At 55.2% G+C, this 12,120-nt stretch carries 13 protein-coding genes, 2 pseudogenes and 1 riboswitch; of the genes and pseudogenes, 8 read left to right on the top strand and 7 right to left on the bottom strand.

Going from position 1 to position 12,120, the window contains the following annotated elements:
* A pseudogene (locus VKV29_RS04700) lies at positions 1 to 697 on the top strand (glutamate synthase subunit alpha); the annotation flags it as partial.
* Positions 698 to 826: 129 nt separating this feature from the next.
* Here VKV29_RS04700 and VKV29_RS04695 read toward each other — a convergent pair.
* The 3 genes from VKV29_RS04695 to VKV29_RS04685 form a co-directional block, all read right to left on the bottom strand.
* On the bottom strand, positions 827 to 2,641 hold the full coding sequence (locus VKV29_RS04695) for a hypothetical protein (RefSeq protein ID WP_324200145.1): 1,815 nt from the start codon (positions 2,639 to 2,641) through the stop codon (positions 827 to 829).
* 14 nt (positions 2,642 to 2,655) lie between these two features.
* The gene (locus tag VKV29_RS04690) at positions 2,656 to 3,582 is read right to left on the bottom strand and encodes a hypothetical protein (RefSeq protein ID WP_324200144.1); all 927 of its coding nucleotides are present in this window, start codon (positions 3,580 to 3,582) and stop codon (positions 2,656 to 2,658) included.
* 85 nt (positions 3,583 to 3,667) lie between these two features.
* Positions 3,668 to 4,129: a hypothetical protein gene (locus VKV29_RS04685; RefSeq protein ID WP_324200143.1), complete on the bottom strand. Its 462-nt coding sequence runs from the start codon at positions 4,127 to 4,129 to the stop codon at positions 3,668 to 3,670.
* 323 nt (positions 4,130 to 4,452) lie between these two features.
* On the opposite strand from VKV29_RS04685, the gene VKV29_RS04680 reads away from it, so the two are divergent.
* The 7 genes from VKV29_RS04680 to thiD all read left to right on the top strand — a co-directional run bounded on the left by VKV29_RS04680 (position 4,453) and on the right by thiD (position 10,266).
* On the top strand, positions 4,453 to 5,166 hold the full coding sequence (locus VKV29_RS04680) for a lysophospholipid acyltransferase family protein (protein WP_324200142.1): 714 nt from the start codon (positions 4,453 to 4,455) through the stop codon (positions 5,164 to 5,166).
* Between the two features lie 173 nt (positions 5,167 to 5,339).
* Positions 5,340 to 5,446, top strand: a riboswitch (TPP riboswitch).
* A gap of 62 nt (positions 5,447 to 5,508) precedes the next feature.
* On the top strand, positions 5,509 to 6,135 hold the full coding sequence (gene thiE, locus VKV29_RS04675) for a thiamine phosphate synthase (RefSeq protein WP_324200141.1): 627 nt from the start codon (positions 5,509 to 5,511) through the stop codon (positions 6,133 to 6,135).
* The gene (gene thiS / locus VKV29_RS04670; protein WP_324200140.1) at positions 6,123 to 6,317 is read left to right on the top strand and encodes a sulfur carrier protein ThiS; all 195 of its coding nucleotides are present in this window, start codon (positions 6,123 to 6,125) and stop codon (positions 6,315 to 6,317) included. The genes thiE and thiS overlap by 13 nt, the downstream gene beginning before the upstream one ends.
* Before the next feature lie 39 nt (positions 6,318 to 6,356).
* On the top strand, positions 6,357 to 7,154 hold the full coding sequence (locus VKV29_RS04665; protein WP_324200139.1) for a thiazole synthase: 798 nt from the start codon (positions 6,357 to 6,359) through the stop codon (positions 7,152 to 7,154).
* Positions 7,151 to 8,134 (top strand): NAD(P)/FAD-dependent oxidoreductase, encoded by a 984-nt coding sequence (locus VKV29_RS04660; protein ID WP_324200138.1) that lies wholly within the window; start codon positions 7,151 to 7,153, stop codon positions 8,132 to 8,134. Before VKV29_RS04665 ends, VKV29_RS04660 begins: the two co-directional genes overlap by 4 nt.
* Positions 8,131 to 9,477 carry a phosphomethylpyrimidine synthase ThiC gene (thiC, locus tag VKV29_RS04655; RefSeq protein ID WP_324200137.1) on the top strand — a complete coding sequence of 449 codons (1,347 nt, stop codon included), beginning with the start codon at positions 8,131 to 8,133 and terminating at the stop codon, positions 9,475 to 9,477. The genes VKV29_RS04660 and thiC overlap by 4 nt, the downstream gene beginning before the upstream one ends.
* 3 nt (positions 9,478 to 9,480) lie before the next feature.
* The gene (gene thiD, locus VKV29_RS04650; RefSeq protein WP_324200136.1) at positions 9,481 to 10,266 is read left to right on the top strand and encodes a bifunctional hydroxymethylpyrimidine kinase/phosphomethylpyrimidine kinase; all 786 of its coding nucleotides are present in this window, start codon (positions 9,481 to 9,483) and stop codon (positions 10,264 to 10,266) included.
* On the opposite strand, the gene VKV29_RS04645 is transcribed toward thiD, so the two are convergent.
* From VKV29_RS04645 to VKV29_RS04630, 4 genes and pseudogenes are all read right to left on the bottom strand, one after another.
* The gene (locus tag VKV29_RS04645) at positions 10,261 to 10,797 is read right to left on the bottom strand and encodes an NIL domain-containing protein (protein ID WP_324200135.1); all 537 of its coding nucleotides are present in this window, start codon (positions 10,795 to 10,797) and stop codon (positions 10,261 to 10,263) included. The two genes, thiD and VKV29_RS04645, sit on opposite strands and share 6 nt — an antisense overlap.
* Positions 10,798 to 10,845: 48 nt before the next feature.
* Positions 10,846 to 11,481 (bottom strand): zinc ribbon domain-containing protein, encoded by a 636-nt coding sequence (locus VKV29_RS04640; RefSeq protein WP_324200134.1) that lies wholly within the window; start codon positions 11,479 to 11,481, stop codon positions 10,846 to 10,848.
* A gap of 47 nt (positions 11,482 to 11,528) precedes the next feature.
* Positions 11,529 to 11,804: a MoaD/ThiS family protein gene (locus tag VKV29_RS04635; RefSeq protein ID WP_324200133.1), complete on the bottom strand. Its 276-nt coding sequence runs from the start codon at positions 11,802 to 11,804 to the stop codon at positions 11,529 to 11,531.
* 111 nt (positions 11,805 to 11,915) lie between these two features.
* Positions 11,916 to 12,120 (bottom strand): annotated as a pseudogene (locus VKV29_RS04630) (threonine synthase); the annotation flags it as partial.

Raw genomic sequence — 12,120 nt, 5'->3', positions numbered from 1 at the left:
GGCGAAAGGACTGCCGGACGACACCATCCATTTCAAGTTCAACGGCTCTGCCGGGCAATCTTTTGGGGCCTTCCTTGTGCCTGGAGTAACCTTCGAGCTGGAGGGCGATGCCAACGACTATCTCGGCAAAGGGCTATCGGGCGGCCGTATCATCGTCTACCCGCCCAAAGAGTCGCCCTTCGATCCGGCCGAGAACATCGTGGCCGGCAACACCATCCTTTATGGCGCCACAAGTGGCGAGGTCTATCTGCGTGGCGTCGTTGGGGAGCGGTTCTGCGTGCGCAACAGCGGCGCCGTTGCCGTGGTCGAGGGCACGGGAGATCACGGCTGTGAATATATGACCGGTGGGGTTGTGGTTGTGCTGGGGCGCACCGGGCGCAACTTTGCCGCCGGCATGAGCGGAGGGGAGGCTTTTGTTTGGGACCCCGACGGCTCGTTCCGCCTTCGTTGCAACTTAAATCACGGGCTTACGGAGCTAGAGCCTTTGCGTGAAGAGCGCGACATCGCTTTGGTTCGTGAGCTTATTGAGAACCACTATCGTTATACGGGCAGTGACCGAGCGGCCGCTTTGCTGGAGCGCTGGGAAGAGGTCCTTCCCCAGTTTGTGAAGGTGGTCTCTTTGGAATATCGGCGTGTGCTGCAACAGCGCGCGGCTAGCGCCACCCAGACTGCCGAGGCCGCCGGCGTTAGCGCTTAACCTACTCTTTGATACGAGAGAGGCGCTCTGGAAAACTAGAGCGCCTCTCTCGCGTCTCTGATACCAGGTAAGTCGAAGGCCACCAGAAATCTGCGGATACCAGCGTCTAGCTTGTACATCATTTAACGCCTAGTAGGTTCTACCATCATATCCACCTGTTGGAGTAGCATTGACCAGCAGTTGCCAAGAGCGCTTTCGGAAGCTTTTCTCTTTGGAGATAAAAGTGACACTCACCATATGTAACGCGCCCCCAGGCCATTGCTGTTCCTCTAAATAAAGTCCTGTACTCCTATGCTCTTCCTTTGCCTCCTCTTTTTGAGGCAACCCCGTCTCTAGACATAATAAAAAGCGAACCCGCTGTGCTTGATTAAGCTTAGAATAGGAAAGCCCATGGGGGCTTTCCGCTTCACGACGCTGGGAAGCAGTAAGCGAAGCCAATAGATGTAACACCTGTAGGTTCCAGAGGGGGGCTTCGAACAGTTGAGGATGTACCGAATTCCAGTCTGCTTGCGTTTTGACTTGAAGGTCTTGGGCTACGCGCCTATCCCACAGATAGTACCACTGCTTCTCGCTGAGTTTGCCTAAATGCTGCAAGTCTTCCCAACTCAGCACCGCTTTTTTAGCCTTCCAAAGGCTCATTTTTGTGACGAAGGCTTCTGGGGGTTCATCGCGTAGGTCTCTGCCAATAGAGACGGTTCGGCCACAGAGCATTCCGTGGAAGTAGAGGAACTGATGGGCAAAGGCTTTAGCGATTTGGGTAAGGGCTTGGTAGAGAGTGTAAGTATCTCGGTCCGTGAGGAGGTAGGGCAAAAGAGTGAATTGAGTTGCGGCAAAGTCATCGCAGAAGATGGGCAGTCCACTAAGTTGATGGATGCGTAGAAGGATGAAGGGAAGAAACATGTGGCTTTCCCCACTGCCAGGGAAGGAGAGGAAAGGTTGCTGAAGTTCATTGGGGAGGCCTTCATTAAACTCGACAGTAGCTTGTTGGACAACTGCCTCCGTTTCAGGATCAGGGTTCGTGAAGGGACTGGGGAGATGAGCCTCCCGAATACCGTATATGGCGCCCATCGTATTCAATAAGAACTCACCCTGCGAGGTGATGGTGCATAGGTCTATTCCTCCATTGGCAGCATAAAAGCCCACGATAGCATTTTTCCAGTCTATCGGCTCTGAACGGCCGGGCACACCGACAGCGGAAATCAGCGTTTGAAGATTTTGCGGGAGCGAAGAAAAGGGAACAGCCCTGAAAATATGGCTTGCGTAAGCTTTTGCATCGCCTACATAGGGCACGGCAGAGGTGGAGAGTTCTGCAAGAGCTTGCAGTTCTTCTGGAGTTAGTTGGGCAAGCATCTGACCAAGAGGCGCGACCGCCCATGCAGCAGGAATGGCCTCTCCTATAGGCGTGTGTTGCTTGAATAGAGGGGTATTCGGAACGACATGCATCGTTTGTTGTAAAGCATTCATTGTCGCATCTCGAATGGCATTCATCAGCCACGCCTGGTAGCGTTGTGCGTCGGCAAGCCGAATTGCTTCGCGTTCTTTATCATCCTGGGTCTGATAAAGCAAATAGCTTTTCTTTGCTCTGTCGGTTTCTACTTTCCAAGCCAGTTGCGTTGTCCATGCCAGGCCCTCCATAAAGCGATAGAGGGGTAATTCTTCTACTTGCAGGCAAACCCGCCTTGTGGCAACCTCCGGAGCAATCTGCAAGGTTACCCCGGTAATGGCGGAGACTTGTTTGAGAACATTTTGTAGAGTATCGCTGACGATATGCAGCGTAATAGGGGTGCTCAAACGCGCGTCAACGCGAGGTGTTAGGGCATAGGATGCAGAGGAGGTGGTATTCGAAGATGATGCAGCCTTCTGATCCTGTGCCAGAACGTGCTTGGTAAAAGCGCTTGAGAGCAGAAAGAGAAGGCAGACCAGCGGGATAAAACCTTTCTTCACTTCTTTCCTCCAAATTAGGGTTTCACAGGATGCTGATTTCGGGGCGGTGCCGAAAAGGATTTAGGAATGCCGAGTCCTGGAATCTGACGTACTATTACTTGTGGTGGAAGGGATAGCCCTTGGAATATACCTGTCAAATAGACGATAGTGCCGGGGGGGAGTTGAAAATAGGAATCGGGTAATGAATGGTGAAACCGAAGCGAGAGCAATTTCCATCCTGTACGCATAGGTGGTAGGGAGGAGTTTGGGGGCGGCGTGAAAATGTCCTCTCTACCGCGTTCCAGGTGTGTTTTAGCGTCTACCCAAATTTTGGTGTGCTCCGTAGCGGAATCCCCTGCGGGTTTTTCCTCTTGATAGACGGTACATGGAACTCCTTGTAGGACTTCGGTCCTTATAGGTTGTCCGAGTACCTTTAACTCAGTTGTGGACAGGAAATGAGGAGTGTAGGGCGGGTTAGAATACGTCGATTCTTCAAGCTGAAGGGAGGCGAGCACCTCTTGACGTGTCATAGGGAAGTTGGACATTTGGAGTTGATGCACAAAATCGGTGGGCAGCTGATATTCTTTTATAATAGCCTCCCATCCTTTCACATCTACTAAGTGCCAAAAAGCTAGCCAAGCATGCAAACTGTCGGCTACAGCTGTATTATCCGAACGCCTGGCCCACCAAGGATGGTCCCATGAGAGACCTTTATGGCCTAGTGTGATGTAGGTGCTAGCTAGGAGCTTATCATTGACAAATTGGTCCACACGCAACATGTCGTTTTTGCGCCATATGTGGAAGAGGGTGATGTTGCCCAGTACCTTTTGTTGCACCGTTTCTTCAAAACAGGTGGCATTTTCGGGAGGTACCTTGGTCTGGGCTTGCTCTTTTAAGGGCATACTAACTTGTGGTACAAGCAATACATAGAAGATTGATAACAAAGTGCTTCTTTTGCTCATCTCTTTTTACCTTCCAAATTTCTCCTAAATAAGTGCTGTATTGCTACCGCGAGAGTAGACTCTCGCGGTAGCAAACCACTAGGAGCTAGCTAGAAGCAGCCAGAGTCGTAGGTGTTATAGGGGCCGCAAATATAACCGGTATCTGCATAGTAATATACTGGCCGTTACTGCTATTTGAAAACACCTTTGTATATCCGTCCCAGTAAGCTGTTGTACAGTCTTGCGGATTGCTCACTGTGAATGTCCACGTGAAATAGGTGGTGTTCGAGGGATTGTTCTCCCAGTAGTTTTGGGTGGGGCCTGAGTTGACAGAAGATTGACACCCAACGCCTGTTACGAGCCCTCCGAAGTTATTCGAGGCGGACACTGTAATGTAGTAGGGAGCACCTACGCCGACATCGGCAGGAGGAGCAGGGTTTCCTGATATGGACACGGTGATGGTGTTTTGAGCCTGCACAGGGGGCGTAAGGAGGAGAAGGCAGGCCAGGCCTGCAAGTAGTAGGAAGATAAGGTGGCGGCCGGATCGCCTTTGAATAGAGAGTTGCATTATTCGCTCCTTTCTGGAGCGCTCCTTTCTTCTGCACTTACCAGTATAACATATCCATTTCTATCTTGTCAATAGTCAGTACATGTAGTTAAGAAACTTAGTGCTTTTAGCTCATTTCATATCAGCTTACTGCAAATCCTTTAGTGCTTGTGCATGTGTCTTCTATTGAAAAGAGAGCAGAATAGCTAATCCCTTTCCGAGTCGCAAGTTTGCTTTGTAGTATAGCTTTGATAGAGTCGAGATACTCAGTTTTCCTGTGCAACAGGAACCTTTGGCAATAATCTAGAATTAGATATCAAAAGCCTTCAGGGAGAAGGTAGGACATGCTTTATCGGATCATCTGGGCGACCGCCTGGCTGTTGTTACGTTTCCTCTATGCCCTTTTTGGCGGGTTAAAAATAGAAGGTGCCGAAAACGTCCCTCGAAAAGGAGGCGTGCTCGTTACCCCGAACCACATCAGCGATTCCGATGGCCCTACCGTCTATCTCGCGCTAAAACGCCCCTGCTGGGGCATGGCCAAGTCCGAACTTTTTCAAACACGCTTTCTTCGCTATATCCTGCGTCTATTTCATGCCTTTCCCGTAAAGCGTTACTCTGCAGACCTCGCGGCCTTGCGGCAGGCCGAGGATTTGCTAAAGCAAGGTGAGGCGGTTGTAATCTTCCCGGAGGGCAAGCTGAGTGAGAATGGGCAACTTCAACCCTTCCTGCCGGGGGTGATCTTGGTTGCGGATAGGTCGGGCGCTCCCATCTTACCGGTAGCCCTTATCGGTACAGACCGCCTGCTACCTTATGGAAAACTGATTCCGAGACCGACGCGCAAGCCCGTGGTTGTGCGATTTGGTAGGCCTATCCTCCCGGAGGAGTTGCTGAAGGGGCTGAAAAAGCGCGAACGTTTGGAGGGCGGCGCGGAACGGCTTCGAGCCATCGTGAAGGCGCTGCTTGAAAACCAACCCTATCCATCCTTCACCGAAGATACGCCTGCAAACAAAGAGGAGCCGATGGATGAGAAGGAGCCTTCAAGAGAATCCTCCTCGTAAACCGTCTTCTGGTGCACGGCACCGCTCGCCTATTTTTTTCTGCCAAAAAAGTTTGCCATGGGTGTGACGTTTTCGCCGATTCCTGTGTTATAATAGATGTGTGCGGCGGTAAGCACCGCCTTCGAGCGGCCCCACGCCATTCGGGGCCTAAACCAAGAGTTTTTACAATCGTGTCGAAGGCTACGGGGTGCTCCTAAGAGGAGCTGAGAGCCGGGTGACCCCGGCAACCCTTGGAACCTGATCCGGTTAGTACCGGCGGAGGGAAGCCATGGTAGAAGCATTTCTTCTCCTTTGTTCTCATGGCACCTCCCAGCTCGGTGAAACGATCTGGGAGGTGTTCGTATGTTAGGCCGTCTCTATTTGGTGATCACGCCACGCCCCGGTCAGGGCGAGCCGGAGATTTTGGCACGTGCCGAGGCGGCCCTTAACGGAGGGGTGGATACCCTGCAACTACGCGCCAAAGACTGGGACGCCCTTCCTGTTCTCCAACTCGGCGAGAAACTTCTCTCGCTGTGCCGGCGCTATCGCATCCCCTTTGTGCTCAACGATCGTCCCGACCTCGCCGCGCTGCTTGGGGCCGACGGCGTTCATGTTGGGCAAAGTGATCTAACGCCCCAGCAGGCACGCCGTTTCTTTCAAGGGATCGTTGGTCGCAGCACCCATGCCCCCCAACAAGCGCAAAAGGCCCTTACGGAAGAGGCCGACTATCTCTCTATCGGGCCGATTTGGGAAACGCCAACCAAGTTAGGGCGCCCCGCAGCAGGGCTAGAGTATGTGCGGTGGGCTGCTCAAAACCTTCCTCAGAAAACCGTTTGGTATGCCATAGGAGGCATCCAGCCTACAAACCTTCCCCAAGTACTTGAAGCGGGCGCACGACGCATTGTTGTGGTGCGGGCCATCTACGACGCAGAAAGCCCGGAAAAAGCGGCCCGTGCTTTGAAGGAGGAACTCGAAAAATGGTCTACGTGAACGGAGAACCACGCCAAGCCGCTGGCAAGACTCTGGAGGAGTTGTTGAAAGAGCTTCAGCTGAATCCGCAACTGGTTGCCGTTTTGGTAAATGAGACCGTTTACCCGCGCGGCAAACTGCCTACAGAGCCTTTGAAGGAAGGCGATGTGGTTGAGATAGTGACGTTGATGCAGGGAGGGTAGAGGCCTGGAGATTAGGCCTCACCTGCTAAGGAGGAGATCGTGGCCGATTTACTTGTTATCGCTAACCAGACCTTCAAAAGTCGCCTCATCGTGGGCACGGGGAAATATCGCGATCGGGGCGTTATGCGAGAAGCCTTGGAGGCCTCCGGTGCCGAGATGGTTACCGTCTCTATTCGGCGTGTAGAGATCGGCGCTCCGGGGCATCAGGGACTGCTGGAGGAGGTGATGGGCAAATACCGCCTACTGCCCAACACGGCCGGGGCGAAAACGGCCGAAGAGGCGGTTCGCATCGCCCGACTTGGTCGCGCCCTAACCGGCGAGAACTGGGTGAAACTTGAGGTGATCCCCGACCCGCTGTACCTGCTGCCCGATCCGTTGGAAACCTATCGCGCCGCCGAGATTCTGTTGCAGGAGGGGTTCGTTGTACTTCCCTACATCGGCCCCGACCCGGTGCTTGCGACGAAACTCAGCGCCATCGGCTGTGCCACGGTCATGCCGCTGGCCGCCCCCATCGGATCGGGGTGGGGAGTAAAGACCCGAGCGTTGATAGAGGTGTTTCTGCGTCTGCACGATCGGCTTCCACCTATCGTGGTAGATGCCGGCTTAGGGCTTCCCTCGCATGCTGCCGAGGTGATGGAGTTAGGTGCCGATGCTGTGTTGGTGAATACGGCTATCGCCGAGGCGCAAGACCCCGTGGCGATGGCTGCCGCCTTTCGCATGGCCGTGGAGGCGGGGAGAAAAGCCTACCTGGCCGGGCCTATGACCGCGCGCGAGACCGCAAGCCCAAGTAGCCCCGTGGTAGGCGTGCCACTAGTACAACCGGAGACACCGGTATGAGCGAGGTGAATGCTTTGCAGTCAATGTTACCGGAGGCGTTCTCTCGCCCTCATGAGGTGATCGTCATCGGTGGTGGCATTATCGGAAGCCTCATCGCCTATACCCTTCGTAGGGCTGGTGCTGAGGTGGTGATGCTCGATGCCGGCTTTGATGGCGAGGCTACTCGTGCTTCCGCCGGCATGCTGGCTCCCTATCCGGAAGGCCTAGCCGGCGAACTCCTCGAGTGGGCGGAGGAGAGCCTTGCGCTCTACCCGGCTCTGGTTGCAGAGCTTCAGGAACAGACCGGCATTGCCGTGCCTTTCTCGTTAGAAGGAACCGGCCTCGTTATGTCGGGGGGTGGAGACCGTCTATCTGTATGGCCATCATTGGCCTCGCTAAACCTGCAAGGCCGCTCCTATCCGGGCGGTTATGTGCATCCATTGCGCTTGAAAGAGGCGTTGTGGCAGGCCTTTCAACAGATGGGCGGGCAGGTGCTTCGCGCCGAAGCTCTGTTTGTGAATAAAGGGAGGGTGGAGACCGATAAAGGGGCTTTACTTGGCTCCCATATCGTCTTGGCAACCGGCGCTTGGTCGGGGCGTTTCGGGTTAGAGGTGCAGCCGTTGAAGGGTGAAGCGATGTGGCTCGATGCGCCACCCCCGACCATTCCACTCTTTCTAGAAGAGGGCTATCTCCTGCCACGGGATGGAGGACTTTACGTGGGGGCTACCCAACGGGAAGGGTGGCATCCTGGGGTAGACCTCATCGGGCTTCAATGGCTTATTTCCCTTGTACGCAACCATTTTCCACATCTCGAAACGGCCTCTATAAAGGCCTTTCTCTGGGGCTATCGCCCTATGGGGACGTTGCAGGTAGGGGAGATCGCTTCGGGCATTTATGCCGCCACGGGGCACGGGCGCAATGGAGTGCTGCTGGCCCCGGCAACAGCACAACGTATTGCAAAATCAATTTTGGGGGTTTCCCCAAGGAGGAGCAGAGAATGACGCAGTTAGAGGCAGCCAAAAAAGGCCATATTACCGAACAGATGGCCTATGTGGCGGAGCGCGAGGGCGTTTCGCCGGAGTTTGTTCGTGAACAGGTAGCCGCCGGACGGGTGGTTATTCCGGCCAACCCAAACCACACAACTCTCAGCCACTTCACCGCCATTGGCGAAGGGATGCGGGTAAAAATTAATGCGAACCTGGGCACCTCCTACGACTATGTTCACCCGGACGAGGAGGTGGAAAAGGTAAAAGTGGCCATTCAGTATGGTGCCGACACGGTGATGGACCTCTCCACGGGCGGAGATATCGCCGCCATTCGGCAGAAAACCCTTGAAGCCAGCACCGTTCCCCTCGGCACCGTGCCCATCTACGAGGCCGAGTTTCGTGCGGCCAAACGCAAAAGCTTCTTCGATATGACCGCCGACGAACTGTTTGAGGTTATCGAGGAGCACGGGAAGTCTGGGGTGGACTACATCACCGTGCACTGCGGGGTGACCCGCGAGGCGTTAATGCGCTATCAAAACACACATCGCACCACGGGCATTGTGTCGCGTGGTGGTGGACTTTTAGCCGCCTGGATGCTGAAGCGTGAGGAGGAAAACCCGCTTTGGGAGCGCTTCGACGATCTGCTTGATATCGCGCGAACCTACGATATGACCCTCTCTCTAGGGGATGGGCTTCGGCCCGGCTCGCTCGAAGATGCCACCGATCGCCCTCAGATTCAAGAGCTTCTGCTTATTGGGGAGCTTGTGGAGCGCTCCCGAAAAGCGGGAGTGCAGGCGATGGTCGAGGGGCCTGGGCACATTCCTCTTAACGAGATACAGACCAACGTGCAGATACAGAAAAAACTCACGCGGTATGCCCCGTTCTACATTCTAGGAATGCTGCCCATAGATACCGGTGCGGCGTTTGATCACATCGTGGGCGCCATCGGTGGGGCGGTGGCCGGTTGGCACGGTGCCGACATGCTTTGCTACCTTACACCTGCCGAGCATTTGGGGTTGCCCACGGTGGAACATGTGAAGGAGGGGGTCATCGCCTTTAAGCTGGCCGCCCATATCGCCGATGTGGCACGCGGCAACAAGGCCGACTGGGAGCGCAACCGCCAGATGAGCGAGGCACGGTATCGGCTCGACTGGCAGAAACAGTTCGAGTTGGCCCTCTTCCCCGAAGAGGCACGGGCTATGTACGAAGCACGCGGAACGAAAACCAAAGCCTGCAGCATGTGTGGGCCCTTCTGCCCCATGAACCTCGTCGAGGTGGTAATGCGTGGACGGCGCGGCGCTGCCAAGGAAACGCTGCTGCCGTTGGAAGAGGCCCTAGAGGCAGAAATCACCGCGTAAACCATGCCCGTTCCCTCCGCGCTCACCATTGCCGGCTCCGACTCGGGAGGCGGAGCCGGCCTTCAGGCCGATCTGAAAACCTTCGAGCGCTATGGCGTTTATGGCATGAGTGCCGTGACGCTCGTCACCGCTCAGAACCGAAGACGCATGGGGCAGGTTTTTCTGCTCCCGTCCGATCTTGTGGCGGCGCAGATAGAATGCGCTTGGGAGGAGTGTGCCCCTGGTGCCATAAAAACCGGGGCTTTAGGAAGCAAGGCCATCGTTGAAGCCGTTGTGCATGCCCTGAAGAGTCACCATCTGCCTCCTCTCGTAGTGGACCCTGTGCTTGTAAGCAGCAGCGGGAGAAAACTTTTGGAACCCGACGGAATCGAGGCGCTGGTAACGCAGCTCTTTCCGCTGGCGACCCTCATTACGCCCAACCTATTGGAGGCGGAGGTGCTGCTGCAACGCGCCATCTCGGCGGATGACGAAACGCAGATGTGGGAAGCGGCCCATGCTTTAAAACGTTTCGGCCCCAAAGCCGTTTTGTTGAAAGGAGGGCATGCTTCGGGGCCGGAAGCGGTAGATTTTCTTTTAGATGGACAAACGTGCCATCGTCTCGCTCTGCCTCGGCGTGTCGGTGCAGAGCTACATGGGTCGGGTTGCCTGCTCTCGGCGGCCATCGCTGCGCGGTTGGCCTGGGGCGATTCGCTGCACAAGGCGGTGGAAGAGGCCAAGGGCTACGTTTTCCGTCAGATAGAAAACATCCTCTTTCCCTTCTCTGCCGCTTCAGAGAGCAACTCGCTATAGGTTGCTGTAGTCGGTTACCGAGCGTTGGTAAGGGTAGACCTGCACGCCGGTAGTGTGGAGGTAAGCGATGGCGCGTTGCACCTCGTTAAGGGGGCCGGAAAGATCCACTTCAAAATACCCTCCTTCTTCCTCATCGAAGGCGGCCCGCACGATGTTCACCACCACATCAAAGTCTTTCCCAACCCGATAGAGCAGGGGAGCGCGGTTCTGTTCCGCGGCCACCGTGGCGATTCGCACCCGAATGGTGACAGATTGCGACACGGTGGTTTCCGGTGGCTGTGGTAGGGTGGAGGGAACCGGCAGATTCTCTCCGCTTTCTCCAGGCATCAGCCCTAGCGCATGCAGGTAGGCTTTGGCCTGGGTAACCTCATTTTGCGAGCCTTCTATATCTACCGTTAGGCAGGCAACCTCTTCGGTTATCCGCGCGCGTCGAATATGGGTAACCACGTGGAAGAGACGCCCAAGTCGCCAAAGCAAGGGACGCTGGGCCATCTCTCCGGTGGCCGTGAGATTCACGGTAACAACAGGCATGGTTCGATCTAAGTGCTCCTCGAATTTCTCGCTCTGTTCAAACGCAACCTACGTCCCGATGCGCGCTCCGCACTCTGCACAGAACTTCGCGCCTTCCGGAATTTTGGCATGGCACTGGGGGCAGGTTGTTTGGGTGCTTAGGGGCTTGCCGCATTCCGGGCAGAACTTGCCACCCTGCACTGCGGAGCCGCAGTGGGGGCAGGTGACGGTGGCATGGGCGGTAAGGTTGATGTCGGCAGTAAGGTCTTTCTCTTGAAGTTTGGAGTATATCTGATCCTTCACCACCCGAGCTTGTGCGCTCGCCAATTCCTCTTCCTCCACGGGGGCGCACTGCTTACAAAGCCCACGGGCTTCGTTCCAGCAGACCTCTTTACAAACCCATCGGCCACAGCGTCGGCACTGGTTGAAGAGCGGCTTGATCTCTTGGACTGCCGTTTGCAGCGCCGCATCGTGCGCCTTGCCGCCCACGGCGCGTTGGACACTGTAGGCCGAATCGCCTGCCCGACTCAGGATTCCACCGAAAAGTCCCCCTGCTGCCCGCAGCGCATCGCCCATAAGGCCGAGCTTGTTTGGCTCGTAAGTTGACATGAAGCCGTTGTGGCAGTGGTCGCAGTAGAATCGAAACTGAAAACCTTGATCGGTCGAAAGATCGTCGTAGTTCTGTACGAACTCTATAACACCCATTGCATGTCCTCCTAGAAACGTTTTTTTGATAGATAGATTGAGAGGCACTAGCCTCCGGCGATGGCCGGGACGATGGAAACGGAGTCGCCATCGTTAACGGGGGTATCTTTCCCTTTTAGGAAGCGAATATCCTCCTCGTTTACATAGATGTTTACAAAGCGCCGAATATCTCCGTTTTCATCTACAAGCCGCTCGGAAATACCTGGAAACTGCCTTTCCAGGTCTTCGATAAGCGTTGCGATCGTGCCGGGGGCCGCAGTCACCGTATCCACGTCGCCGGTATAGCGGCGCAACGGGGTCGGTATTAGGACGGTTACAGGCATAGACAATTCACTCCTTACTAATGAGATGTACGAAAAAGAGGCGCCGTAGAACGGCGCAACTCCACCTGAAAAGGTGTTACCCTATAAGGCTTCCAAAATTCAAATGCGCCATCACGAGGTGGTCGCCAAAAGCTTTTCGGTTTTCAGGGCGGCCTCAAGCGAGTTCAGGTTTGGTTCGATGGGGATGGTGTGTCCTACCCGTCCCATCACGGCCTCCTGGGTTTTGAGGCCATTGCCCGTGATGGCGATCACCACCACATCGTCTTTGCCGAATCGGCCCTGTTCCGCCAGTTTTTTCGTCACCGAAACGGTAACG

The sequence above is a fragment of the Chthonomonas sp. genome, assembly GCF_035294165.1.
Classification (GTDB): domain Bacteria; phylum Armatimonadota; class Chthonomonadetes; order Chthonomonadales; family Chthonomonadaceae; genus Chthonomonas.
This window is presented reverse-complemented; position numbering and strand designations above follow the sequence as displayed.